Consider the following 22,100-nt stretch of genomic DNA (forward strand, 5'->3'; position numbering starts at 1 on the left):
ACGCCGCGCCCCGCACGTCAGGCCCCGCACGGAACACCCCGCACGGAACGCGAGAGGGCCCCCGCCGGAGCGGGGGCCCTCAGCCGTGCGGGCGGTGTCAGACCGTCCGGAAGGCCAGCACCACGTTGTGGCCGCCGAAGCCGAACGAGTCGTTCAGCGCGGCGATCCGGCCGTCGACCGGCAGCTTGCGCGCCTCGTCGCGGACCACGTCGGCGAGTCCCGCGGCCGCCGGGTCCAGCTCCTTGATGTTGATCGTGGGCGGCGCCACCCGGTTGTACAGCGCCAGCACCGTGGCGACCGACTCGACGCCGCCGGCGCCGCCGAGCAGGTGACCCGTCATCGACTTGGTGCCGGAGACCGCGATGTGGTCCGTGTCGTCGCCGAACACCGCGCGCAGGCCCTTGAGCTCCGCGATGTCGCCCGCGGGCGTCGAGGTGGCGTGCGCGTTGACGTGGACCAGCTCGGCCGGGTCCAGGTCGGTGGAGTCCAGCAGGTTGCGCAGGGCGGCCTGGATGCCGCGTCCCTCGGGCTCCGGCTGCACGATGTCGTGGCTGTCGGCGGAGATGCCCTGGCCGACCGCCTCCGCGTACACGCGGGCGCCGCGCGCGGCGGCGTGCTCGGCGGACTCCAGGATCAGGACACCGGCGCCCTCGCCCATCACGAAGCCGTCGCGGTCCGTGTCGTAGGGACGCGAGGCGCCCTCGGGGTCGTCGTTGTTCTTCGACATCGCCATCATGTTCGCGAACGCGGCCATCGGCAGCGGGTGGATCGCCGCCTCGGTGCCGCCCGCGACGACCACGTCGGCGCGGCCGCTGCGGATCATCTCGATGGCGTAGCCGATGGCCTCGGCACCCGAGGCACAGGCGGAGACCGGCGTGTGGACGCCCGCCCGGGCGTTCACGGCCAGGCCCACGTTGGCCGAGGGGCTGTTCGGCATCAGCATGGGGACGGTGTGCGGGGAGACGCGGCGGACGCCCTTCTCCTTCAGCACGTCGTACTGGCCCAGCAGGGTGGTCACGCCGCCGATGCCGGAGGCGATGACGGCGCCCAGACGCTCGGGCTCGACGCCCGCGCCCTCCTCACCGGCCTTGGCGGTGAAACCGGCGTCGGCCCACGCCTCCTGGGCGGCGACCAGCGCGAACTGCGCCGAACGGTCCAGCCGGCGGGCCTGCGGGCGGGGGATGACCTCGGTCGGCTCCACGGCGATCTGCGCGGCGATGCGGACGGGCTGCTCGGCGGCCCACTCCTGGGTGAGGGGGGTGACGCCGGAACGTCCGGCGACCAGGCCCTCCCAGGTCGAGGCTACGTCGCCACCCAGCGGTGTGGTTGCGCCGATACCGGTGACGACCACGGTGCGATTGGTCGGGCTCACGGGAACTCTTCTCCAACGAGGTACGAGGAATAACGGCGCCACCGCACTGTCACCGCGGCGGGTGCCTACGCCCGGGAGGCGAGGCACCCGCGGCGGCGACGCTGCCGGGTGGCGGGGGCCAAGCCCAGGTGCTGAGGGTCGCTCAGCTCTGGTGCTTGAGGATGTAGTCGGCGGCGTCGCCCACCGTCTTGAGCGTCTTGACGTCCTCGTCCGGGATCTTCACGTCGAAGCGCTCCTCGGCGGCGACGACGACCTCGACCATGGACAGGGAGTCGACGTCCAGGTCGTCGGTGAAGGACTTGTCCAGCTGGACGTCCTCGGTGGGGATGCCGGCGATCTCGTTCACGATCTCGGCGAGACCGGCGACGATCTCTTCCTGGGTGGCGGCCATGTCGGCGCTCCTTCGTAGATGTATTTCTGAGGGTGTGGCGCTCGATGTCCACATGTCCGTGCCGGAACGCCTCGTCCCGGACGGAACGGCTAGGGGAGGGTGACGACCGTCGCGGCGTAGGCCAGTCCGGCACCGAATCCGATGACCAGGGCCGTGTCGCCGCTCTTGGCCTCGCCCGTCTCCATCAGCCGGTCCATCGCCAGCGGGATGGAGGCGGCCGAGGTGTTGCCGGTGGTGCGGACGTCCCGCGCGACGGTGACCGTCCCGGGGAGCTTGAGGGTCTTGAACAGCGAGTCGATGATGCGCTCGTTGGCCTGGTGCGGGATGAACACGTCCAGCTCGTCCGGGGCGATGCCCGCCGCGTCCAGCGCCTGCTGGGCGACCTTCGCCATCTCGAAGACGGCCCAGCGGAACACCGTCTGGCCCTCCTGGGTGAGGGCGGGGAACTTCACCCGGCCGGCCTCGTCCAGCGGCAGCTCGTCGAGGTCGCCGACGCGGTAGCGGTTCCAGGAGACCGTCTGCTTGATGACGCCGGACTTGTCGCCCTCGGAACCCCAGACCGTCGGGCCGATGCCGGGCTCGTCGGACGGGCCGACCACCACGGCGCCCGCGCCGTCGCCGAACAGGAAGGCCGTCGCGCGGTCCTCCAGGTCCGTCAGGTCCGACAGGCGCTCCACGCCGATCACGACCACGTACTCGGCGGACCCCTCGACGACCATGCCCTTGGCGAGGGTCAGCGCGTAGCCGAAGCCCGCGCAGCCGGCCGAGATGTCGAAGGCGGCCGCCTTGTTCGTGCCGAGCTTCGCGGCGATCTCGGTGGCGACGGCCGGGGTCTGCTCGAAGTGCGAGACCGTCGAGACCACGACCGCGCCCACCTGCTCGGCGCCGATCCCGGCGGCGGCCAGCGCCTTGCCGGCCGCCTCCAGGGACATCGCGGAGACGGTCTCCTCGTCGTTCGCCCAGTGCCGGGTCTGGATGCCGGAGCGCGACCGGATCCACTCGTCGGAGGAGTCGATCGTCTCGAGGATCACCTCGTTGGGCACGACCCGCGCGGGGCGGTAGCCGCCCACGCCCAGGATCCGCGCGTACGGGGCGCCCTTGCTGGGCTTGATCTTCGACATGTTCGGTCGGCTCCTTCTGGGGCGTCAGGCGTGGTCGGCGATGAGCGCGCGGGCCGCGTCGAGGTCGTCGGGGGTCTTGAGGGCGAGCGTCTTGACGCCCGGCAGGGCGCGCTTGGCGATGCCCGTGAGGGTGCCGCCGGGGCAGACCTCGATCAGCGCGGTCACACCGAGCTTCTGGAACGTCTCCATGCACAGGTCCCAGCGGACCGGGTTGGCGACCTGGCCGACCAGCCGCTTCAGCACCTCGGCGCCGGAGGAGACCGCCGCGCCGTCCTTGTTGGAGACGTAGGCGACCCGCGGGTCGGCCGGGGTGAGCGCCTCGGCGGCCGCGGCGAGCGTGTCGACCGCGGGGGCCATGTGGTGCGTGTGGAACGCGCCGGCCACCTTCAGCGGCACCACGCGGCGCACGCCCTCGGGCTTGTCCTCGACCAGCGCCTCGATCTGCGCGGCGGTGCCCGCCGCCACGATCTGGCCCGCGCCGTTCATGTTCGCCGGGGTCAGGCCCAGCTTCTCCAGGTGCGCGACGGTCACGTCGGGGTCGCCGCCGAGCAGCGCGGCCATCCCCGTCTCGGTGACGGCGGCGGCCTCGGCCATCGCCAGACCGCGGGTACGCACCAGCGACAGGGCGGCGGAGTCCTCCAGCACGCCGGCGAACGCGGCGGCGGTGATCTCGCCGACGCTGTGACCGGCGACCGCGCCGGGCGTCACGTCGCCGAGCGCGGACGCGGACAGCAGACCGGCCGCGACCAGCAGCGGCTGCGCCACCGCGGTGTCACGGATCGCGTCGGCGTCGGCCTCGGTCCCGTGGTGGACGAGGTCGAGGCCGATCGCGTCCGACCACGCGGCGAGGCGGTCGGCGGCGCCGGGGAGTTCGAGCCAGGGAGTCAGGAAGCCGGGCGTCTGGGCGCCCTGGCCGGGAGCGACGAGTACGAGCACTTTCACACTCTCTCTCGGAGACGGCGGCCCCCGCCCGTGGGGACAGGGACGAAGAACGGCAAGGCTAGTTGTAGGACCTGGACAAACGCTCAGGCGAGGTGATCACCGTCGGTGAGACGCCCGAGGACCAGGGCCACCCGCAGGGCGAACGCGGAGCGGACGTCGGAGGGTGACCACCCGGTGACATCGGTCACACGTCGGAGCCGGTAGCGCACGGTGTTGGGGTGGACGAACAGCATGCGGGCCGCGCCCTCCAGGCTGCTCGCCTGCTCCAGGTAGACGCTGAGCGTCTCCAGCAACGCCGATCCGGCCTCCTCCAGCGGTCTGTAGATCTCCTCCACCAGTTGCTCGCGCGCCATCGGGTCCCCGGCGATCGCGCGCTCCGGCAGCAGGTCGTCCGCCAGCACCGGACGAGGGGCGTCCGGCCAGGCCGAGCACGCCTTGAGCCCGGCGGTCGCCGCCTGCGCGGAACGGGTCGCCGCCAGCAGGTCGGGCACCACGGGGCCGGCCACCACAGGACCGGCCGCGAACGGCCCGATCAGCGACTTCGCCACGTGCATCGGGTTGTCGCTGCCGCCGGCGATCACCACCAGGCGGTGGCCCAGCACGCCGGTCAGCACCTGAAGCTTGGTGTGCCGCGCGGCGCGGCGGATCGCCTCCACGGTCAGCTCGCTGTCGCCCTCGGGGGCGGTGCCCAGCACCACGCACACGTGCTCCGGCGAGTTCCAGCCCAGCGCCGCGGCCCGGCTCACCGCGCCCTCGTCGGCCTCCCCGGAGAGCACCGCGTTGACCACCAGCGACTCCAGGCGGGCGTCCCAGGCGCCGCGCGCCTCGGCGGCCTGGGCGTACACCTGGGCGGTGGCGAAGGCGATCTCCCGCGCGTAGACCAGCAGTGCCTCGCGCAGCACCGACTCGTCGCCCGGAGCGGCGACCTCGTCGATCGCCGACTCCATCACCTCGATGGTGGTGCGCACCATCTCCACGGTCTGCCGCAGCGTGATGGCGCGGGTCAGCTCGCGGGGGGCCGTGCCGAAGACGTCGGTCGAGATCGCCTGCGTCGGGGTCTGCGGGCGGCGGAACCACTCGGTGAACGCGGCGATGCCCGCCTGCGCGACCAGGCCGATCCAGGACCGGTTCTCCGGAGGCATCGCCCGGTACCAGGGCAGCGTCTCGTCCATCCGCGCGATCGCCTGCGCGGCGAGGCTGCCGGACGACCGCTCCAGCCGTTTCAGCGTGGCGGAGTAGCGGTGCGGGGCGGGCGGGCCGGACGCGGACGGAGCGGCTTCGGAAGGATCTGGTGCGGGCACGCCCCCAAGGGTGCCCCATGCCGGTGGGCTTGCGACGCGCCGGGTGGCAGCGGTACGTGTGCGGACCGTCACACCGGGCTGGCAACCGCTCGGCGGGCCCCGCGGGCCGCGGGGTGCGGCGCCGGTAGCGTGGCCGGTGTGACCATCGACGTACGGCGGGCCGGCGACCGGTACCCGGGCGGTGACCCCGGCGCGGGGATCACCACCCGCCACGCCTTCTCCTTCGGCTCCCACTACGACCCGGACAACCTCGGCTTCGGCCCGCTGATCGCCGTCAACGAGGAGCGGCTGGAGCCGGGCTCCGGATTCGACGAGCATCCGCACCGCCACGTGGAGATCGTCACCTGGGTCCTGGAGGGCGAGCTCACCCACCGCGACTCCGGCGGACGCGAGCGGCGGGTGCGCCGCGGCGACCTGCAGCACCTCAGCGCCGCGGCCGGGGTCCGCCACGTCGAGCGCAACGACGGGACCGTACCGCTGCGCTTCCTTCAGATGTGGCTGACGCCCGTGGCAGCGGGCGGCGAGCCGGCGTACACGCTGGTGCGGGAGTTGGGGGCGGGGGCGTACGAACTCCCGGAGGCGGGCGCGGTGTTGCACATCCATCGCCTCGCCGCGGGCGAGAACGTGGTGCTGCCCGACACCGGTTCGCTCTACCTCCACCTCGCCACCGGTGAACTGGTCCTGGAGGGACGGGTGTTGGCCCCGGGTGACGCGGCCCGTCTCTCGGACGAGAAGGGCCTCGTGGCGGAGGCGGCCGACGCGGCGGAGTTCCTGGTGTGGGAGTTCCCCGACCGGCCTCAGGCCGCCCCGGCCATCTGACCGCCTGACCGTCTAGCGGGCCTCGGCCAGTACCGCGTCGGTGAACGGGGGCCAGGCGTCGATCGCCCACTGGGCGAAGGGGCGGTCGGTGAGGGCGACGCAGGCGAGGCGGGCGTGGGGGTCGACCCACAGGAAGGTGCCGGACTGGCCGAAGTGGCCGAAGACGGCGGGGGAGGACGAGGAGCCGGTCCAGTGCGGGGACTTGCCGTCGCGGATCTCGAAGCCGAGGCCCCAGTCGTTGGGGTTCTGGTGCCCGTACCCGGGGAGCACCCCCTTGGTGCCGGGGAACTGCACGGTCATCGCCTCCAGCACCGTCCGCGGGTCCAGCAGGCGCGGGGCTTGGACCTCGGCCGCGAAGCGGAGCAGGTCGGAGACGGTGGAGACGCCGTCCTTGGCGGGCGAGCCGTCCAGGGTGGTGGCGGTCATGCCGAGGGGCTCCAGCACGGCCTGACGGGCGTACTCGGCGAAGGGCATCTCCGTCGCCTTCTCCAGGTGGCGGCCCAGCTCCTCGAAGCCGGCGTTGGAGTAGATCCGCCGCTCCCCGGGGGCGGCCATCACCCTGTGCTCGTCGAAGGCGAGACCGGAGGTGTGTGCGAGGAGGTGGCGGACGGTCGCGCCCTCGGGGCCGGCCGGCTCGTCCAGCTCGAGCGCGCCCTCCTCGTACGCCACCAGCACCGCGTACGCGGCCAGCGGCTTGGTGACCGAGGCCAGCGGGAACCGGTGGTCGACGGGGCCGTGGACGCCGGCCACCGTGCCGTCCGCCCGCACCACGCCCGCCGCGGCGGTGGTCACGGGCCAGGACTCGATCATCGCCAAGCTGTTCATGTCGAAAAGCGTAGGCGGATCAGAACACCAGCCGCATCGAGGGGTACGGGTTGGGGACGAAACCGAGCGAGGTGTAGAGCGGCTCGGCGTCGGCCGACGCGGTGAGCCCGGCCCGCCCGCAGCCCTGCTCGCGGAACCAGGAGAGCAGCAGTTCCACGCAGGCCCGCGAGTACCCACGGCGACGCGCGTCCGGATCGGTCGCCACGCTGAACACGTGGCCGTCGAGCCCGCCCGGGTTGTCCGGCCCGCCGATGTGGTAACCGATCTGCCCGACCGCCAGCGACGCCAGCGCCCCGGGGTTCTCGGGGTGGTCGACCACGAACGCGGCGAAGTCGCCGTCCTTGTCGGCGAGCCGGCGCCGCAGCGGCTCCAGCGCCCCGGCGTGCCACTCGGGCGTACCGCCCGGATCCGACGGCGTGCGTCCGGGATGCACAGCGTCGAGCATGACCTGGCGGAGCCGCAGCACCTCACGGGCGTCGTCGGGCAGGGCGCGTCGGGCGAAGACCATGCCGCGACGATACGCCGCCGGTCCGTTCGTCCGCCGCTCCCCTCCGGCCGCGCACGAACGGACCGGCGCCCTCCGTATGTCCTGCGGAGGGCCTGACCCGCTGTGACCTTGGGCTGCCCATGGGGCATGGCGCCCAATCCAGGCTCACCTGAACGGGTGAAATATCCGCACCTGTGTGCGGAAGATGGGGCGGCGTGGAGGTCCTTCCCCTCCGCGCCGCCCACCTTTCCCGCGCCCGTTACGCGGTGGGCACCGTGTCCTGGAAGGCGGTCCCGGCCGTGCGGTAGGCCGCCACCTTGGCCGCCACCTGGGCCGGGGTGAGGACCTGGTCCTTCACGTGGAGGACGTAGTCGACCTTCTGGTCGTAGGAGCGCGGCGTGGTGCTGGTCTGGCCGGCCAGGTCGATCAGCCACTGGTTGAAGTTGATCGACATCGGCCGCTCCGGCAGGTACCGGGAGTCGTGACGGCCGAACTCCTGGCCGTCCACGTAGTAGACGATGCTGCTGTTGTCGATCGTGACGACCAGGTCGTGCCAGCCGGCGTAGCTGGTGCGGGACTCGCTGTGCGCGTTGACCGCCTCCCACGGGTCGGGCCGGTAGGTCTCCCAGGATGTGGTGTACAGGATGTTGGAGGGCTCGCCCCAGCCGCCGTTGGGCAGGTACTCGAAGTCGTACTCGGCGTAGTCGTCGGCCATCGGCGCGGTGAGGTCGTTGATGGTGAAGAAGGTCTGCACGAGACGGTCGCCGTCCGGACCGCTGCGCGGGGCGTCGGAGAAGTGGACCCGGGCCGCGTAGGTGCCGTTGCGGAACTTGACCGCGCGGGTGAGGACCTCGGTCATCTCGGTGGTCCCGGCGGTGCCGGCCGTGGAGGTCTCCAGGTTCATCACCGTGTTGGAGCCGTCGCGCACGAAGGTGACGTTGTCCGGCGCCCAGGTCGCGCCGGGCACGCCGGGGCCGCCGGAGTTGGAGCGCACGCTCCAGCCGTGGGAGGCGAGCGCCGGGTCGGTGTGCGAGGTGTACGTGAAGTCGTCGAAGAGCGTGGCGCCGCCGCCCGGCGGGTTCGTCGGCGGGTCGGTGGGGTCGGTCGGGTCGGGGGAGGGGGTGTTGCCGGCGGGCGCGGTGCCCCAGACCGGGGTGCCGCCGACGGTCGCGGTGACCTTGTTCCAGTCCCCGTAGGAGGTCTGGGAGGGGCCGAAGGAGTAGTCGTCGCTCTGCACCAGCGGGCGCCAGTCGGAGCGGTAGAAGCGCAGCTGCAGGTCGCCGCTGTCGGCGCCCGCGGCGAGACTGCCGGCCCCGGAGGTGAAGCCGATCTCCAGGTAGCGGTCGGCTGTGGAGGTCGGGTTGGCGAGGGTCCCGAAGGTCCCGGTGATGTTGGCGCAGCCCTTGACCGCCCAGGAGCAGCGGAAGGTGTACGAGGCGCCCGCCTCGGCCTTGAAGTAGTACCGCAGCTTCACCTGGCCGAGGGACACCGAGGAGGAGCCGGTGTTCACCACCTTGAACCAGGGCTCGGCCTGGTCGCCGCCGGTGGAGCTCTGCCGGTACTGGACCTTGACCTGCTCCCCGGCGGCGGCCGCGGGCAGGGTGGTGAGGGTGGCGCAGCCGACGCCGGCGGCGAGCGCGGCGGCGAGGAGGGTGGCGCGGATCCGGTTGCCTCTGACGTGCGTGGGGCTCGTGCTGGAGGTCATGCGAGCGTCCTCTCCTGAGGGGTGGGGGCCGGACCGGCAGGGGAGGGCGCCGGCCCGGAGGACGTGCGGGTGGGACGTGCGGGGTGGGGGGAGCGGCGCGCGCTGCGGCGGCGCCCTACCCCTTCACCGCGCCGCCGGCCATGCCGGCGGCGACCCGGTGCTGGAGCACCAGGAAGAGCAGCAGGACGGGAAGGGCGAACAGCGTGGAGGCGGCCATGGTGGCCCCCCAGTCGGTGCCGAAGACGTTGGAGAACGAGGAGAGCCAGACCGGCAGGGTGCGGTCGTCCTGGTTCTTGATGATCAGCATGTTGGCGAAGGCGAACTCGTTCCAGGCGGTGATGAAGCCGAAGAGCGAGGTCGCCAGCAGGCCGGGCGCCAGCAGCGGGAAGGTGACGCGGCGGAACGCCTGGGAGCGGGTGCACCCGTCGACCCGGGCGGCCTCCTCGAGCTCCACCGGGATGCCGGTGAGGAACGACCGGAGGGTCACCACCGTGAAGGGCAGCGTGATCATGAAGTAGATCAGGGTGAGCGTCGGCAGCCGGTCGAGCATGTCGGTGTCCCGGGCGATGACGTACATCGGGATCAGCAGCGCCTCCCAGGGCGCGACCTGGGCGACGAACACCATCAGCACGAAGGCCCGGCGGCCCTTCCAGCGCATCCGCGCCACCGCGAAGGCCGCGCCCAGCGCCACCAGCAGCGCCAGCACCACGCAGGTCAGGGTCACCAGCAGGCTGTTGCGCCAGAACTGCGCGAAGCCGTCGGCCCGGGCGGCGGTGGCGAAGTGCTCCAGGGTCAGGGAGGTGGGCCAGAAGACCGGGGTCTCCGCCTGGATCTCCGGCGTCGGCTTGAACGCCGTGAGGATCATCCAGTAGACGGGGAACGCCGAGAGGACGAAGACGATCAGCGCCCCGGCGTTCAGTGGCAGACGGCGCCGCGCCGCCCGGCTCACTCCTCTGCTCATTCCTCGGCCTCCTGACGGAGCATCTGGCGCAGGTACGGGATCAGCACGACCAGCAGCAGGAGCACGGTCAGGGTGGACACCGCCGCGCCGAGGTCGTAGCGGTGCAGGGACTGGGCGATCCGGTAGGCGTAGACCGGCAGCGTGGTGGTGGCCTGGTCGGGTCCGCCGCCGGTGATCGCCCAGATCTGGGCGAAGCAGCGGAAGACCCAGATGATCTCCAGGCACAGGATCAGCCCGAAGACCGGCCGCAGGATCGGCAGGGTGATCGACCGGAAGATCCGCCACGCCCCCGCCCCGTCCAGCCGCGCCGACTCGTAGAGCTCGGCCGGCACCGTCAGCAGCGCCGCGTGCAGGGTGATCGCGACGAAGGGCACCGACTGCCACACCACGATCAGCAGCAGCACGGTGAAGGCGGCCGTGCCGTTCGCCGTCCAGGAGAAGTCCTCGAAGGAGGTGAAGCCGAGGCGGGTGAGCGCCCAGTTCACGACGCCGAGCCGGGAGGCGAACAGCCACTGGAAGACCGTGGTGGTCGCGATGACCGGGCTGGCCCAGGCGAGCACCAGGCCACTGGTCACCACGATCCGCATCACCCGGCCCAGCCGCTGGAGCATCAGCGCCACCAGCGTGCCGAGCACCATGATCAGCACGACGTTGAGCAGCGTCCACCACAGGGTGCGGCGGACGACCTCCCACAGCTCGGGGTCGGACAGGATCTCCCGGTAGTTGTCCAGCCCCACGAAACCGGCGTCGCCGCGGATGAGCTCGCCCATCCCGAACGCCTGCACCGAGATCAGCAGGTTCCGGATCAGGGGGTAGCCCAGCAGCAGCACGGCGCCCACGACGGTGGGGGCGATCAGCAGGTAGGGCCACAGGCCGCGCGGGTCGAAGCGGCCACGGCTCCGGGAGGAGACGGGGGAGGGGCCGGGGACCTCGGCAGGGGCGCCCGCCGCCGTCCCCTCCCGCGCGTCCGCGGATGCCGGCCGGTTCATGAGTTCAGGGTCTTGGTGATGCTCTCGGAGGCCTTCTTCGCCGCCTTCGCCATGTCCTGGCCGGTGAGGACGGCCGTCATGTACTCCTTGATCGGGTTGGCGGCCTCGACGGCGGCCCACTGCGGCGAGTTGGGCGTCGCCCGGCCCTGGGCGGCGGCCGCGGCCATCGCCGCGGTGCCCTCGTTGTCCTGGATGACGGAGGCCAGCGAGGTCCGGTTGGGCACGTAGCTCATGGTCCTGGCCATGTCGCTCTGCCACGTGTCTCCGGCCAGCGCCTCGATCACCTGGTAGGCGGCGTCCTGGTGCGCGGACGCCTCAGGGACGATCAGGTCGGACCCGCCGGTGAAGGTCGCGCCCGGCTTGCCCGCCGTGTTGCCGGGGACCGGGAAGAAGCCCAGCTTGCCGGCGAGTTCGGGATTGGCCTGCTCGATGATCTTCGCGCCGCCGGGCACCGCGATCACCTGGGCGACGTCGCCCTTGGCGAACACCTCCGCCTGCGGCGGCTCGGCCTCGTCGGAGTCCTTGGGGCCCTTGCCGAGCGCCTGGAGCTTCTTGTAGAACTCCATGCCGCGCAGCGCCTCGGGCCTGTCCAGCGAACCCTTCCACGGGCCCTGGGTGTGGACCGCGAGGTCGCCCCCGTCCTCCCAGACGAAGCCGGCCAGCGTGTACCAGTTCTGGCCCGGCAGGTAGATGCCCTGGACCTTGCCGCTGTTCAGCTTCTCGGTGACCTCGATCCACTCGTCCCGGGTCTTCGGAGGCTCCTTGATGCCGGCCTTCGCGAAGTGGTCCTTGTGGTAAATGACCACCCGGTTGGCCGCGTACCAGGGGATGCCGTACTGCTTGCCGTCGATCTTCCCCGGCTCGGCCAGGCCCGGCAGCCAGTCGGAGCCCTTGAGTTCCTCCACCTTGTCGCTGAGGTCCTTCACCCCGCCGCTCGCCGAGTACTGCGCGACCTGGGTGTTGCCGACCTCGATCACGTCCGGGGCGTCGTTGCTGGCCAGGGCCGCGGTGACCTTCTCCCCGATGCCGTTCCACTCCTGGATCTGGACGTCCAGGTCCAGATCGGGGTGGTCCTTCTCGAAGGCCTTGGTGAAGCGGGCGAGGAAGTCGTCGGTGACGCTGTCCTTCATGATCCACACGGTGATCTTCTGCGGGCCGTCGCCCTTGTCGGAGGACGAACCCGAACTGCAGCTGGTGAGCGCGGCTGCCGCCGCCAGGGCGGACAGTCCGGCGATGATGCGGATCTTCACGGTCACCTCGATGAGACCTGACCAATTGGTCATCCGGCATTGAGTGGTAAACGAAGTTGGCACCCTCCGGAGGGCCCGTCAATCCCACCAGGAATTACTCAACACCCTTGGAAATACTGCCCACTTGGGTCTGAGGGAAGGTGTGGCACGGCGCTTGACCAGTTGACCGGTCGGCGGGTTGGGTAGTTGACCAGCCGGTCCGTCCGCGGCCGGGGAGGGAGGCCGCCGTGCGGAGCGGGTCGTCGAGCGCCATGCTCAAACGGGAACGTGTCCGCGAGCACCTGCGCGTGCTGATCGAGGCCAGCCGGCCGGGCGACGCGATCCCCTCCGAGCGCGCCCTGTGCGCCGAACTCGGCGTGTCCCGGCCCACCCTGCGCGCGGTGGTCGACGGCCTGGTGGCCACCGGCCTGCTGACCAGGGAACAGGGCCGGGGCACCTTCGTCGCCCCCGCCAAGATCACCCAGGAGCTGACCTCGGACCGGGCCCCGCTGGACGTCCCCTCCGCCTCCGGCTCCTGGTCCAGCCGCATCCTGGAGCGCGCCACCCTTCAGGCCGGGGCCCGCATCGGCCGCCGGCTGCGGATCTCGCCGGCCGCCGAGCTGGTCTACATCGCCCGGCTGCGCCTGGTCGACGGGGCCCCGATGGCCGTCGAGCACCTGCACTTCCCGGCCACCCTGGTGCCCGCCTCGCTCACCTCGGACGAACTGGAGGCCGGCGACCTCTACGACCACCTCAGGGAGCACCACGGGGTGACCGTGCACGAGGCCACCCAGTCCATCGAGCCGACCGTCGTCAACGAGGCGGAGGCCGCCGTCCTCGACGTGCCGGTGCTCTCCCCGGCGCTGCTCATCGAGCGCCTCACCACGGACACCTCCGGACGCCCCGTCGAGTACGTCCACTCCGTCTACCGGGGCGACCGCTACCGCATCGTCTCCCGGCTGGCCCTCGGTCCGCCCGGCCCGCGCCCGCGTCCCGGGGGCCACCACCCGGGCATCCCGCCGGGGGACTTCGCCCACGACGGCATCATCACCTCGTCGACCACCGGGGACGCGTACTGACGCGTCGACCGCCGGGACGCGCACCGACTCGCCGAACTCTGAGCACGCCGGGGACGCTCACCGACCGGCGTGCTCAGAGTTCGGCGAGGAGGTCGGCCTTCTTGGCGGTGAACTCCTCGTCGGTGACCAGCCCCGCCTGGTGCAGCTCGCCGAGGTGGCGGATCCGGTCGGCGATGTCCGCCGGGTCGCGCCGGGTCACCCCGACCGCCACCGGCGTCATCCGCTCGGTCGTGCTCTTGGCCGCCGCGCCGCCGGCGGCCCGCGCCGCGGCCAGGACCGCCGCCGCGAACGGGAGCGACTCGTGCACCGGGCCGTACCCGAGCCCGAACACCACCGCCGAGGGGTCCTGGTCCACCGGCACGTGCGCCCCGTGGTCCGAGGTGCCGCGCCGCAGCAGCCGCAGGTGGCCCTCCAGCGCCTCCGGGGACCTCCACTCCACCCCGGCCAGGTCCGCCACCGGCACGTACTGGTCGCCCGTCTTCCACTTGGCGGAGGACGCGCCCGTCCAGGACCAGCGGAAGGTCACCGTCGAGCCGTCGAAGGACGCCTTCGCGTCGTAGGCCTTGAACTGCCGCGGCGGCTCCGGCGGCGCGACCAGACAGCTCGTCGTCGGCCCCGGGTCGCCCGGCAGCAGGGCGCGCAGCTCGTCCGCGTAGTACTCGGCCAGCGTCTCCCGGTCGGCGGGCAGCACCAGCCGGTACGGGTCGCTGCCCTCGGGCAGCTGGCCGTCGGCGGCGTCCATCAGCGGGTCGGCCCCCGCCCTCGGCCGCGCGCGCAGCACGACGGTGCCGCGCCGCCCGCGGGACAGCTCGACCCCGGCGAGGGCGGCGAGCGGCACACGGCGCTCGCCGAGCGCCTGGAACAGTCTCGGTGTGCGGATCCCCCGTTCGTAGCGGATGAGCACGGAGTCGGACTCGAACTCCCAGGCGGCATGAAATCCGGCCAGTACGTCACCCATGCGGCTCATCGTAAGCGTGCCTCCCCCTCGCCGTCCCGTGTCCGACAGGCCCCAAATTTTTCCGGCGCTACGTGCCTCTGACCGGCGACCCTCCGGTAGGAAGGGTTCCGCACGCGTCTTCTTCGCGTGCGCAGTGCACGGCGGAGGGATCCCCGGCCGCGATCAGAGCGAAATTCCCCAGACTTTCGCTGCCTGGCGCGAAGTATCCGGTGTGCCCCTTGGCCCCCGCCGCGGACAGCACCCTCGCGCCGAACGCGGGGGAGACCGGGTCGGCCCCGTGGCCCAGCCCGCCGAGCTCCACGTGCGGCAGCTCCCCGACCCAGTCCCCGGCGGAGCGGGCGGCCCAGATCCGCGCCCGGGAGCCGAGCCGGGAGGCACGCTCGGCGCGCATGCCGGGGCTGCCGGCCACCACGATGTCGGTGACCCGGCCGGGCAGCGACCGCGCGGCCAGCCCGCACACCACCGAGCCGTAGCTGTGGCAGAACAGCGCGACGCCCGCCTCGCCCGGCAGGGCCCTCACCAGCGCGGACAGCCGGCCCGCGCCCGCGGCGGCGAGCGAGGCGGTCGCCGCGTCCACGCCCAGACCCTCCGGGGCGGTGTAGTCGGCCCAGGCGATCACCGCGGTGCGCACCTCGGGCCGTGCCTCCCGCTGGGCCCGGCGGAGCGCCAGCGCCATGCCCACCGGGGCGGAGCGGGGGAGGGCGGAGCGCTGGAAGGTGAGCAGATCGGTGCCCGCGCCGGGCACCACCACGGAGATCCGGTCGGCGCGCTCCAGGTCGCCGAAGACCTCCGCGACCCGCCCGCGTCCCTCCGGGTCGAACGCCAGCACCTTGCGGTCCCCGTCCACCAGCGAGGCGAACCGATGCAGTCTGCGGCGGGCCTCGGCCCGGTCCTCCGCGCCCAGCCGGGGGTCGCGGGGCCGGGCGCGTTCGCCGCGCAGCGCCTCGGCCAGGGCCTGCCGGTTGGCGTAGTACCGCAGCCGCACCGGCGCGCCGTTCATGTTGCCGACGGCCAGCGGGTGGCTGCGGGCCAGGCGGCGCCGCTCGCGGGAGGTGAGGGAGGCGAAGAAGGCGGCCAGCAGGTCCGGGGGAGAGGCCGGGTCGGGCAGCGGCCGGCCGTCGATCCGGCCCCGCCCCCACGCCGCGACGTCCGCGGCGAGCGCGCCGGCCGGCCGGGGTTCGGTGACCGCGGCCCAGCCGGAGGTGGTCAGCAGCGCGAAGACCACCGCGAGGGCGGGCAGGGCGTGGGCCGCTCTCCGCCGCAGGCCGCGGCGGGGCGGGCCGGAGGCGGGACGGGTCGGCGAGGTCGTCATCGGGGGGAACCCTAGGAGACCGGCCCGGTCGCCGGAAAGCCGTAACTGGCATGAATGGCACGCCGATTGCGGGCAATCCGAACAGTGAACCCGATAGGCGCCCCTACAAGGCAGAGGGTGCAAGGGAGTTGATATGGCCGGCTTCGGACAAGGCGCGCGCAGGCACCCCCGCTCACGTGGCGTGAGCTCGTCACGGACCGGGCTGGACAGCGCGACGCTCGCGATCATCGGAGTCGTCTGCGCGGTCGCCGGACTCTTCGTCGCCGGGATCATCCTCGGCCCGGCGGCGGTCGTGTGCGGCTGGCTCGCGATGGGACGCACCTGGAAGGGCGCGAACGCGGGATGGCCCGCGCTGGTCGCGGTCGTCCTCGGTGCGATCGACACCGTCCTGGCGCTGATCGCTCTCGCCGGGGCAGGAACGGGCGCGGGAATCCTCTGACCCGCCCGTCCCTGGGCCGAAGGGCGCCGGAGCGCCTCCTCTCCGCTCCGGCGCCCTTCGGCATGCCCGGGCCGCCGTCGCGGAGGTTCAGGGCCCGGCGGCGGCGCCGCGGCGCACGCCCCGGGTGATGCCGGCGGCCGCGGCGGGTGCCCCGGCGGCCCTCCGCGGTGCTCTGGGCGGCCCTCGGCGGACCCTGGGGTCCTCTGCGGTGCCCCGGCGGCCCTCGGCGGTGCCGTCAGCGGTCCTCGGCGGTGCCGTCAGCGGTCCTTGGCGGTGGGCGTCGTGGCGAGGCCGGGAGAGCCGGAGTGGGCGGCGGTGAGGGCGGCGATCTCCGTGCGCAGGGCGCGGACCTCCTCGGTGAGGGTGCGGATCTCCTCCGTCTGGCGCCGCTCCTCCGCGTCGTCCTTGTCGAACTGGGCGATGAACCAGGCCGCGATGTTGGCGGTCACCACACCGAGCAGCGCGATGCCGGACAGCATCAGCCCGACCGCCAGCAGCCGCCCCAGCCCGGTGGTCGGCGCGAGGTCCCCGTAGCCGACCGTCGTCATCGTGGTGAACGCCCACCACACCGCGTCGCCCAGTGTCCTGATGTTGCCGCCCGGCGCGTTGCGTTCCACCGACAGCACGGCCAGCGAGCCGAAGACCAGCAGCCCCACCACCGACCCGGCGACGTACGTGGTCAGCCGTACCTGCGAGCTCAGCCGCGCCCGCTGGCCCACCAGGACCAGCGTGGAGACCAGTCGCAGCAGCCGCAGCGGGCTCAGCAGCGGCAGCAGCACCGCCAGCAGGTCCAGCACGTGCGTGCGGAAGAAGTGCCGGCGGTCCTCCGAGAGCCGCAGGCGAGCCGAGTAGTCCACCGCGAACGCGGCCCAGACCACCCACTCCACCCACCGGCACGTCCGGACCACCGCCGTCGTCGCGTCCGGGTCCACGATCGGCACCGCGTAGGCGACCGCGAACACCACCGCGAGCAACAGCAGCGGCCGTTGGGTGCGCCGCTCCCAGGCCTCCAGCGGGCCCTTCGCCGTCGCGGAGGCGGTGGAAGCCGTGGAAGCCGTGGAAGGCGCGGGAGCCGCGGAGGCAGTCGATTCGTCCATGACCATCCGTGAATCGTAGAAAGGGCCCCCACCGCCCGGAAGGGCGGTGGGGGCCCGGGACACGCGAAGGGTCAGGCGTCGCCGCCCATGGTGCCGGGGTCGGCCGCCCGCACGTCGAGGATCCGGTACCGGTCGATCGCCTGCTTCAGCACCCCGCGGTCGACCCGGCCGGCCTTGGCCAGCTCGGAAAGCACCGCCACCACCACCGACTGGGCGTCGATGTGGAAGAAGCGGCGCGCCGCCCCGCGGGTGTCGGCGAACCCGAAGCCGTCGGCGCCCAGCGAGGTGTACGGACCCGGGACCCACCGCGCGATCTGGTCGGGAACCGACCGCATCCAGTCGGAGACCGCCACGAACGGACCCTCCGCACCCGACAGCTTCTGCGTCACCCACGGCACCCGCGGCTCCTCCTCCGGGTGCAGCAGGTTGTGCTCCTCAACGTCGACGGCCTCGCGCCGCAGCTCGTTCCAGGAGGTCGCCGACCAGACGTCGGCCCGCACGTCCCAGTCCTCGGCGAGGATCCGCTGCGCCTCCAGCGCCCACGGCAGCGCCACGCCCGAGGCCATGATCTGCGCGGGGATCGAGCCCGCGCTGCCCGGCGCGTACCGGTGGATGCCCTTGAGGATGCCCTCGACGTCCACGTCCTCCGGCTCGGCCGGGTGCACGATCGGCTCGTTGTAGACGGTCAGGTAGTAGAACACGTCCTCGCCGTGCGGGTGCTCCGGCGAGGAGCCGTACATCCGCCGCAGACCGTCCCGCACGATGTGCGAGATCTCGAACCCGAAGGCCGGGTCGTAGGCCACGCAGGCCGGGTTGGTGGAGGCCAGCAGCTGCGAGTGGCCGTCCGCGTGCTGGAGGCCCTCACCGGTCAGCGTCGTCCGGCCGGCCGTCGCGCCCAGGACGAAACCGCGCGCCATCTGGTCGGCCATCTGCCAGAACTGGTCGCCGGTGCGCTGGAAGCCGAACATCGAGTAGAAGACGTACACCGGGATCAGCGGCTCGCCGTGCGTCGCGTGGGCCGAGCCGGCGGCGATCAGCGAGGCGGTGCAGCCGGCCTCGGAGATGCCGTCGTGCAGCATCTGGCCGGTCGGCGACTCCTTGTAGGCGAGCAGCAGCTCCCGGTCGACGGACTCGTACTGCTGGCCCATCGGGTTGTAGATCTTGGCGCTCGGGAAGAACGAGTCCATGCCGAACGTCCGGTACTCGTCCGGCGCGATCAGCACGAACCGCCTGCCGATCTCCTTGTCCCGCATCAGGTCCTTCAGCAGCCGCACGAACGCCATGGTGGTGGCGATGGTCTGCTTGCCTGAGCCCTTCTTCATCGCGGCGTAGGCCTGGTCGCCCGGAAGCTCCAGCGGCTTGCTCCGCAGCACCCGGGTGGGCACGTACCCGTCCAGCGACCGGCGCCGGTCGTGCATGTACTGGATCTCCTCCGAGTCCTTGCCCGGATGGAAGTACGGCGCCTCGTACGGGTCCTCCAGCTGCTTGTCGGAGATCGGCAGGTGCAGCCGGTCCCGGAAGCGCTTGAGGTCGTCGACGGTCAGCTTCTTCATCTGGTGCGTCGCGTTGCGGCCCTCGAAGTTCGGCCCCAGCGTCCAGCCCTTGACCGTCTTGGCCAGGATGACCGTCGGCTGCCCCTTGTGGGCCAGCGCCGCCGCGTAGGCCGCGAAGATCTTCCGGTGGTCGTGGCCGCCGCGCCCCAGATGGAGGATCTGGTCGTCGGTCATGTTCTCGACCATCGCGCGCAGCCGGTGGTCGTCGCCGAAGAAGTGGTCGCGGATGTACCCGCCGGACTCGGTGGCGTACGTCTGGAACTGGCCGTCGGGGGTCCGGTTCATCCGGTCGACGAGGACGCCGTCGCGGTCCTGCGCCAGCAGCGGGTCCCAGCTGCGGTCCCAGATCAGCTTGATCACGTTCCAGCCGGCGCCCCGGAAGACCGACTCCAGCTCCTGGATGATCTTCCCGTTGCCGCGCACCGGGCCGTCGAGGCGCTGGAGGTTGCAGTTGACCACGAAGGTCAGGTTGTCCAGCCCCTCGCGGGCGGCCAGGGAGAGCTGGCCCAGCGACTCCGGCTCGTCCATCTCGCCGTCGCCGAGGAACGCCCACACGTGCGAGCGCGAGGTGTCCGCGATGCCCCGGGCGTGCATGTAGCGGTTCATCCGCGCCTGGAAGATCGCGCCCAGCGGGCCCAGGCCCATGGAGACCGTCGGAAACTCCCAGAAGTCCGGCATCGAGCGTGGGTGCGGGTACGAGGACAGGCACTCGGGCGCCTTCGACTTCTCCTGGCGGAACCCGTTCAGCTGTGCCTCGGAGAGCCGGTCCAGCAGGAAGGCGCGGGCGTAGATGCCGGGGGAGGCGTGGCCCTGGAAGAAGATCTGGTCGCCGCCGTCACCGCGGTCCTTGCCCCGGAAGAAGTGGTTGAAGCCCACGTCGTACAGCGAGGCGGAGGAGGCGAAGGTGGCGATGTGACCGCCCACCCCGACGCCCGGGCGCTGCGCGCGGGAGACCATCACCGCGGCGTTCCACCGGGTCGCGTTGAGGATCCTGCGCTCGATCTCCTCGTTGCCGGGGAAGAACGGCTCGTCCTTGGTGGCGATCGTGTTGACGTAGTCCGTGCTGCGCATCTCGGGCACGGCCACGCGCTTCTCGCGGGCCCGCTCGATCATGCGCAGCATCAGGTAGCGTGCCCGGTCCCGGCCGCGCTCGTCGATCGCGGCGTCGAGGGAGTCGAGCCACTCCTTGGTTTCCTCGGGGTCGAAGTCGGGGACCTGGCTGGGCAGGCCGCCGATGATGATCGGGGCGCGATCTGGTCCGGGTCCGGAAGCCACGGCGTTCCTTCGCTCTCGCTGGGGGTCCAGTCGTTCTCGGTGGGTATCTCCCATGGTGTACCCGCTGATCGTGAACCTCACCTCCCGTGCGTCCGGGCGGGAGTCGAGCCGATGGCCGACCCCCGTGGCGCGCGGGTCACGGAAAGCGAATACGCTCACTCCAGACACGTTTCGCAAAACAATTCGCACGTCGCACGCATGGTGTCCGCCGAAAGCGGCAAAGAGGACAGAATAGTGTGGCCTGCGTCACCCGGGCCCGGTATCGGCGCCCGGAACTTGCCACGGTGCCGCCGGGAACGTCACCGTTTCGGCGGTCTCGACGGCCGGGTACTTGCGCGATCGGTCCCGCCCGTGTGGACTACGGCCAATGCTTCGCGTACGCGCGTGGCTCGAACCCTTCCCCCGGCAGCACTGGAGCGAGCCGGAGGAGACACAAACGCAACATGATCAGGAGGCAACCCGTGAGCGCGACCGCGGACCACGCGGAGGAGCGGACGAACCCTGCCGCCAGGCTGGGGTTCCAGCCCGAGCAGGTGGTCCAGGAGATCGGCTACGACGACGACGTCGATCAGGAGCTCCGCGAGGCCATCGAGGAAGTCATCGGCAGCGAGCTGGTCGACGAGGATTACGACGACGTCGCCGATGCCGTGGTGCTGTGGTTCCGCGACGACGACGGCGACCTGACCGATGTGCTGGTGGACGCCACCACGTACATCGAGGAGGGTGGCTCGATCCTGCTCCTCACGCCCAAGACGGGCCGTGACGGCTACGTGGAGCCGAGCGACATCGCCGAGGCCGCGACGACCGCGGGTCTCTCCGCGACCAAGGGCGTCAGCGTGGGCAAGGACTGGAGCGGAAGCCGCCTGCTGACGCCGAAGGGCGCCAAGACCAAGCGGTGACGCCCCCGCCGGCCCCGAGGGGACCGGCTGCACGACCGCCCCGCGGGGGGACGTCCGGACCACACGGTCCGGACGTCCCCCCGCGGTGTTCTCCGCTCGCCCCGCACCGGGCCGCGTAGGGTGTGATCCACCTGATCAGCAGCAGCGCGGTGCCACCCGAAGGGAACACGAAGAGATGGCGATCGAGGTCGGCAACCAGGCCCCGGACTTCGAGCTGAAGGACAACCACGGCCGGACGGTGCGGCTCTCGGAGTACCGCGGCGAGAAGAACGTGGTGCTCCTCTTCTACCCCTTCGCCTTCACCGGGGTGTGCACCGGCGAGCTCTGCGACATCCGGGACAACCTGCCGGCCTTCGTCAACGACGACACCCAGGTGCTCGCGGTGTCCGCCGACTCCATCCACAGCCTGCGGATCTACGCCGAGCAGGAGGGCTTCGAGTACCCCCTGCTCTCCGACTTCTGGCCGCACGGGAACGTGTCGCGCGCCTACGGCGTCTTCGACGAGGAGAAGGGCTGCGCGGTGCGCGGCACCTTCATCATCGACAAGGAGGGCATGGTCCGCTGGACCGTCGTCAACGCCCTCCCCGACGCGCGCGACCTCGACGACTACGTGAAGGCGCTCGAGACGATGTGACGCGTCGCCGATCTCGTGGCCGGTTCACCTCCCGCTGGGAGGGAACGGGTCACTACGATCGGTCGTTGACCACTTACCGACGTACCACCAGGGGCTCCCGGCCCCCGGACAGCACAAGGGAGAACTCGTGGGAGTCAGCCTCAGCAAGGGCGGCAACGTTTCGCTGAGCAAGGAGGCGCCCGGTCTGACGGCCGTCATCGTCGGCCTCGGCTGGGACGTCCGCACCACCACCGGCACCGACTTCGACCTCGACGCCAGCGCGCTGCTGCTCAACGCCGCCGGCAAGGTCGCCAGCGACGCGCACTTCGTCTTCTTCAACAACCTCACCAGCCCGGACGGGTCGGTGGAGCACACCGGCGACAACCGCACGGGTGAGGGCGAGGGCGACGACGAGCAGATCAAGGTCAACCTGGCCTCCGTCCCGGCCGACGTCGACCGGATCACCTTCCCGGTGTCGATCTACGACGCCGAGGCCCGTCAGCAGTCCTTCGGCCAGGTCCGCAACGCCTTCATCCGCGTGGTGAACCAGGCCGGCGGTGCGGAGATCGCCCGCTACGACCTCTCCGAGGACGCGTCCACGGAGACGGCGATGGTCTTCGGCGAGCTCTACCGGCACGGCGCGGAGTGGAAGTTCCGCGCGGTCGGCCAGGGCTACGCCTCGGGCCTGCGCGGCATCGCGCAGGACTTCGGCGTCAACGTCTGACGTCACCGC

At 71.9% G+C, this 22,100-nt stretch carries 21 protein-coding genes; 6 read left to right on the plus strand and 15 right to left on the minus strand.

Features of this window, described 5'->3' with window-relative positions; genetic code table 11:
* Nucleotides 1–97: 97 nt before the first annotated feature.
* The 5 genes from ABT026_RS19085 to ABT026_RS19105 all read right to left on the minus strand — a co-directional run bounded on the left by ABT026_RS19085 (nucleotide 98) and on the right by ABT026_RS19105 (nucleotide 5,127).
* A complete protein-coding gene (locus ABT026_RS19085; protein WP_351115778.1) occupies nucleotides 98–1,372 on the minus strand; it encodes a beta-ketoacyl-[acyl-carrier-protein] synthase family protein in 1,275 nt (424 codons plus the stop codon).
* Nucleotides 1,373–1,514: 142 nt separating this feature from the next.
* Nucleotides 1,515–1,763, minus strand: a complete 249-nt coding sequence (locus tag ABT026_RS19090) for an acyl carrier protein (protein ID WP_108953593.1) — start codon at nucleotides 1,761–1,763, stop codon at nucleotides 1,515–1,517.
* 89 nt (nucleotides 1,764–1,852) lie between these two features.
* Nucleotides 1,853–2,884 carry a ketoacyl-ACP synthase III gene (locus ABT026_RS19095; protein WP_351115779.1) on the minus strand — a complete coding sequence of 344 codons (1,032 nt, stop codon included), beginning with the start codon at nucleotides 2,882–2,884 and terminating at the stop codon, nucleotides 1,853–1,855.
* Nucleotides 2,885–2,908: 24 nt separating this feature from the next.
* Nucleotides 2,909–3,820 carry an ACP S-malonyltransferase gene (locus ABT026_RS19100; protein WP_351115781.1) on the minus strand — a complete coding sequence of 304 codons (912 nt, stop codon included), beginning with the start codon at nucleotides 3,818–3,820 and terminating at the stop codon, nucleotides 2,909–2,911.
* An 89-nt stretch (nucleotides 3,821–3,909) separates the two neighbouring features.
* On the minus strand, nucleotides 3,910–5,127 hold the full coding sequence (locus tag ABT026_RS19105; protein WP_448317426.1) for a PucR family transcriptional regulator: 1,218 nt from the start codon (nucleotides 5,125–5,127) through the stop codon (nucleotides 3,910–3,912).
* Between the two features lie 144 nt (nucleotides 5,128–5,271).
* Here ABT026_RS19105 and ABT026_RS19110 point away from each other — a divergent pair, with 144 nt between their 5' ends.
* Nucleotides 5,272–5,946, plus strand: a complete 675-nt coding sequence (locus ABT026_RS19110; protein ID WP_351115884.1) for a pirin family protein — start codon at nucleotides 5,272–5,274, stop codon at nucleotides 5,944–5,946.
* A 12-nt stretch (nucleotides 5,947–5,958) separates the two neighbouring features.
* Here ABT026_RS19110 and ABT026_RS19115 read toward each other — a convergent pair whose 3' ends face one another.
* The 6 genes from ABT026_RS19115 to ABT026_RS19140 form a co-directional block, all read right to left on the minus strand.
* Complete coding sequence (locus tag ABT026_RS19115) at nucleotides 5,959–6,771, minus strand: serine hydrolase domain-containing protein (RefSeq protein WP_351115783.1); 813 nt, start codon at nucleotides 6,769–6,771, stop codon at nucleotides 5,959–5,961.
* Between the two features lie 19 nt (nucleotides 6,772–6,790).
* Nucleotides 6,791–7,279 carry a GNAT family N-acetyltransferase gene (locus ABT026_RS19120; RefSeq protein ID WP_351115784.1) on the minus strand — a complete coding sequence of 163 codons (489 nt, stop codon included), beginning with the start codon at nucleotides 7,277–7,279 and terminating at the stop codon, nucleotides 6,791–6,793.
* A gap of 238 nt (nucleotides 7,280–7,517) precedes the next feature.
* Nucleotides 7,518–8,963: a cellulose binding domain-containing protein gene (locus tag ABT026_RS19125; RefSeq protein WP_351115785.1), complete on the minus strand. Its 1,446-nt coding sequence runs from the start codon at nucleotides 8,961–8,963 to the stop codon at nucleotides 7,518–7,520.
* 115 nt (nucleotides 8,964–9,078) lie between these two features.
* Nucleotides 9,079–9,924 (minus strand): carbohydrate ABC transporter permease, encoded by an 846-nt coding sequence (locus ABT026_RS19130; RefSeq protein ID WP_351115787.1) that lies wholly within the window; start codon nucleotides 9,922–9,924, stop codon nucleotides 9,079–9,081.
* Nucleotides 9,921–10,913, minus strand: coding sequence for a carbohydrate ABC transporter permease (locus tag ABT026_RS19135; protein ID WP_351115789.1), 993 nt, complete (start codon nucleotides 10,911–10,913; stop codon nucleotides 9,921–9,923). The genes ABT026_RS19130 and ABT026_RS19135 overlap by 4 nt, the downstream gene beginning before the upstream one ends.
* Nucleotides 10,910–12,163, minus strand: coding sequence for an extracellular solute-binding protein (locus ABT026_RS19140; RefSeq protein ID WP_502968011.1), 1,254 nt, complete (start codon nucleotides 12,161–12,163; stop codon nucleotides 10,910–10,912). Before ABT026_RS19140 ends, ABT026_RS19135 begins: the two co-directional genes overlap by 4 nt.
* A gap of 251 nt (nucleotides 12,164–12,414) precedes the next feature.
* Here ABT026_RS19140 and ABT026_RS19145 point away from each other — a divergent pair, with 251 nt between their 5' ends.
* Entirely contained in the window at nucleotides 12,415–13,221 is an 807-nt protein-coding gene (locus ABT026_RS19145; protein WP_351115886.1) for a GntR family transcriptional regulator, read from the plus strand.
* 73 nt (nucleotides 13,222–13,294) lie between these two features.
* Here the strand turns inward: ABT026_RS19145 and ABT026_RS19150 are convergent, their stop codons facing one another.
* The gene (locus tag ABT026_RS19150; RefSeq protein WP_351115791.1) at nucleotides 13,295–14,188 is read right to left on the minus strand and encodes a DUF4429 domain-containing protein; all 894 of its coding nucleotides are present in this window, start codon (nucleotides 14,186–14,188) and stop codon (nucleotides 13,295–13,297) included.
* 58 nt (nucleotides 14,189–14,246) lie between these two features.
* The gene (locus tag ABT026_RS19155) at nucleotides 14,247–15,491 is read right to left on the minus strand and encodes an alpha/beta hydrolase (RefSeq protein WP_351115793.1); all 1,245 of its coding nucleotides are present in this window, start codon (nucleotides 15,489–15,491) and stop codon (nucleotides 14,247–14,249) included.
* Nucleotides 15,492–15,624: 133 nt separating this feature from the next.
* Between ABT026_RS19155 and ABT026_RS19160 the strand changes: the two genes are divergently transcribed.
* Nucleotides 15,625–15,930 carry a small hydrophobic protein gene (locus ABT026_RS19160; RefSeq protein WP_351115794.1) on the plus strand — a complete coding sequence of 102 codons (306 nt, stop codon included), beginning with the start codon at nucleotides 15,625–15,627 and terminating at the stop codon, nucleotides 15,928–15,930.
* A 257-nt stretch (nucleotides 15,931–16,187) separates the two neighbouring features.
* On the opposite strand, the gene ABT026_RS19165 is transcribed toward ABT026_RS19160, so the two are convergent.
* Complete coding sequence (locus tag ABT026_RS19165) at nucleotides 16,188–17,027, minus strand: potassium channel family protein (RefSeq protein WP_351115795.1); 840 nt, start codon at nucleotides 17,025–17,027, stop codon at nucleotides 16,188–16,190.
* A gap of 71 nt (nucleotides 17,028–17,098) precedes the next feature.
* The gene (gene aceE / locus ABT026_RS19170) at nucleotides 17,099–19,855 is read right to left on the minus strand and encodes a pyruvate dehydrogenase (acetyl-transferring), homodimeric type (RefSeq protein ID WP_502968008.1); all 2,757 of its coding nucleotides are present in this window, start codon (nucleotides 19,853–19,855) and stop codon (nucleotides 17,099–17,101) included.
* 461 nt (nucleotides 19,856–20,316) lie between these two features.
* Between aceE and ABT026_RS19175 the strand changes: the two genes are divergently transcribed.
* The 3 genes from ABT026_RS19175 (at nucleotide 20,317) to ABT026_RS19185 (ending at nucleotide 22,091) form a co-directional block, all read left to right on the plus strand.
* Nucleotides 20,317–20,754, plus strand: coding sequence for a DUF3052 domain-containing protein (locus tag ABT026_RS19175; RefSeq protein ID WP_351115797.1), 438 nt, complete (start codon nucleotides 20,317–20,319; stop codon nucleotides 20,752–20,754).
* Nucleotides 20,755–20,929: 175 nt separating this feature from the next.
* Nucleotides 20,930–21,388, plus strand: a complete 459-nt coding sequence (locus ABT026_RS19180; protein ID WP_351115798.1) for a peroxiredoxin — start codon at nucleotides 20,930–20,932, stop codon at nucleotides 21,386–21,388.
* A gap of 127 nt (nucleotides 21,389–21,515) precedes the next feature.
* The gene (locus tag ABT026_RS19185; protein WP_351115799.1) at nucleotides 21,516–22,091 is read left to right on the plus strand and encodes a TerD family protein; all 576 of its coding nucleotides are present in this window, start codon (nucleotides 21,516–21,518) and stop codon (nucleotides 22,089–22,091) included.
* The last annotated feature ends 9 nt before the right edge of the window (nucleotides 22,092–22,100 follow it).

Origin of the sequence: Streptomyces sp. NPDC002734 (assembly GCF_040295685.1) — a bacterium.
GTDB lineage: Bacteria > Actinomycetota > Actinomycetes > Streptomycetales > Streptomycetaceae > Streptomyces.

Bases quoted from the DNA above. Each gene is read 5' to 3' on its own strand.
- ABT026_RS19090 (WP_108953593.1), bottom strand. From the start codon at position 1,763: ATGGCCGCCACCCAGGAAGAGATCGTCGCCGGTCTCGCCGAGATCGTG.
- ABT026_RS19095 (WP_351115779.1), bottom strand. From the start codon at position 2,884: ATGTCGAAGATCAAGCCCAGCAAGGGCGCCCCGTACGCGCGGATCCTG.
- ABT026_RS19115 (WP_351115783.1), bottom strand. From the start codon at position 6,771: ATGAACAGCTTGGCGATGATCGAGTCCTGGCCCGTGACCACCGCCGCG.
- ABT026_RS19120 (WP_351115784.1), bottom strand. From the start codon at position 7,279: ATGGTCTTCGCCCGACGCGCCCTGCCCGACGACGCCCGTGAGGTGCTG.
- ABT026_RS19125 (WP_351115785.1), bottom strand. From the start codon at position 8,963: ATGACCTCCAGCACGAGCCCCACGCACGTCAGAGGCAACCGGATCCGC.
- ABT026_RS19130 (WP_351115787.1), bottom strand. From the start codon at position 9,924: ATGAGCAGAGGAGTGAGCCGGGCGGCGCGGCGCCGTCTGCCACTGAAC.
- ABT026_RS19135 (WP_351115789.1), bottom strand. From the start codon at position 10,913: ATGAACCGGCCGGCATCCGCGGACGCGCGGGAGGGGACGGCGGCGGGC.
- ABT026_RS19145 (WP_351115886.1), top strand. From the start codon at position 12,415: ATGCTCAAACGGGAACGTGTCCGCGAGCACCTGCGCGTGCTGATCGAG.
- ABT026_RS19150 (WP_351115791.1), bottom strand. From the start codon at position 14,188: ATGAGCCGCATGGGTGACGTACTGGCCGGATTTCATGCCGCCTGGGAG.
- ABT026_RS19155 (WP_351115793.1), bottom strand. From the start codon at position 15,491: ATGACGACCTCGCCGACCCGTCCCGCCTCCGGCCCGCCCCGCCGCGGC.
- ABT026_RS19160 (WP_351115794.1), top strand. From the start codon at position 15,625: ATGGCCGGCTTCGGACAAGGCGCGCGCAGGCACCCCCGCTCACGTGGC.
- ABT026_RS19165 (WP_351115795.1), bottom strand. From the start codon at position 17,027: ATGGACGAATCGACTGCCTCCGCGGCTCCCGCGCCTTCCACGGCTTCC.
- ABT026_RS19180 (WP_351115798.1), top strand. From the start codon at position 20,930: ATGGCGATCGAGGTCGGCAACCAGGCCCCGGACTTCGAGCTGAAGGAC.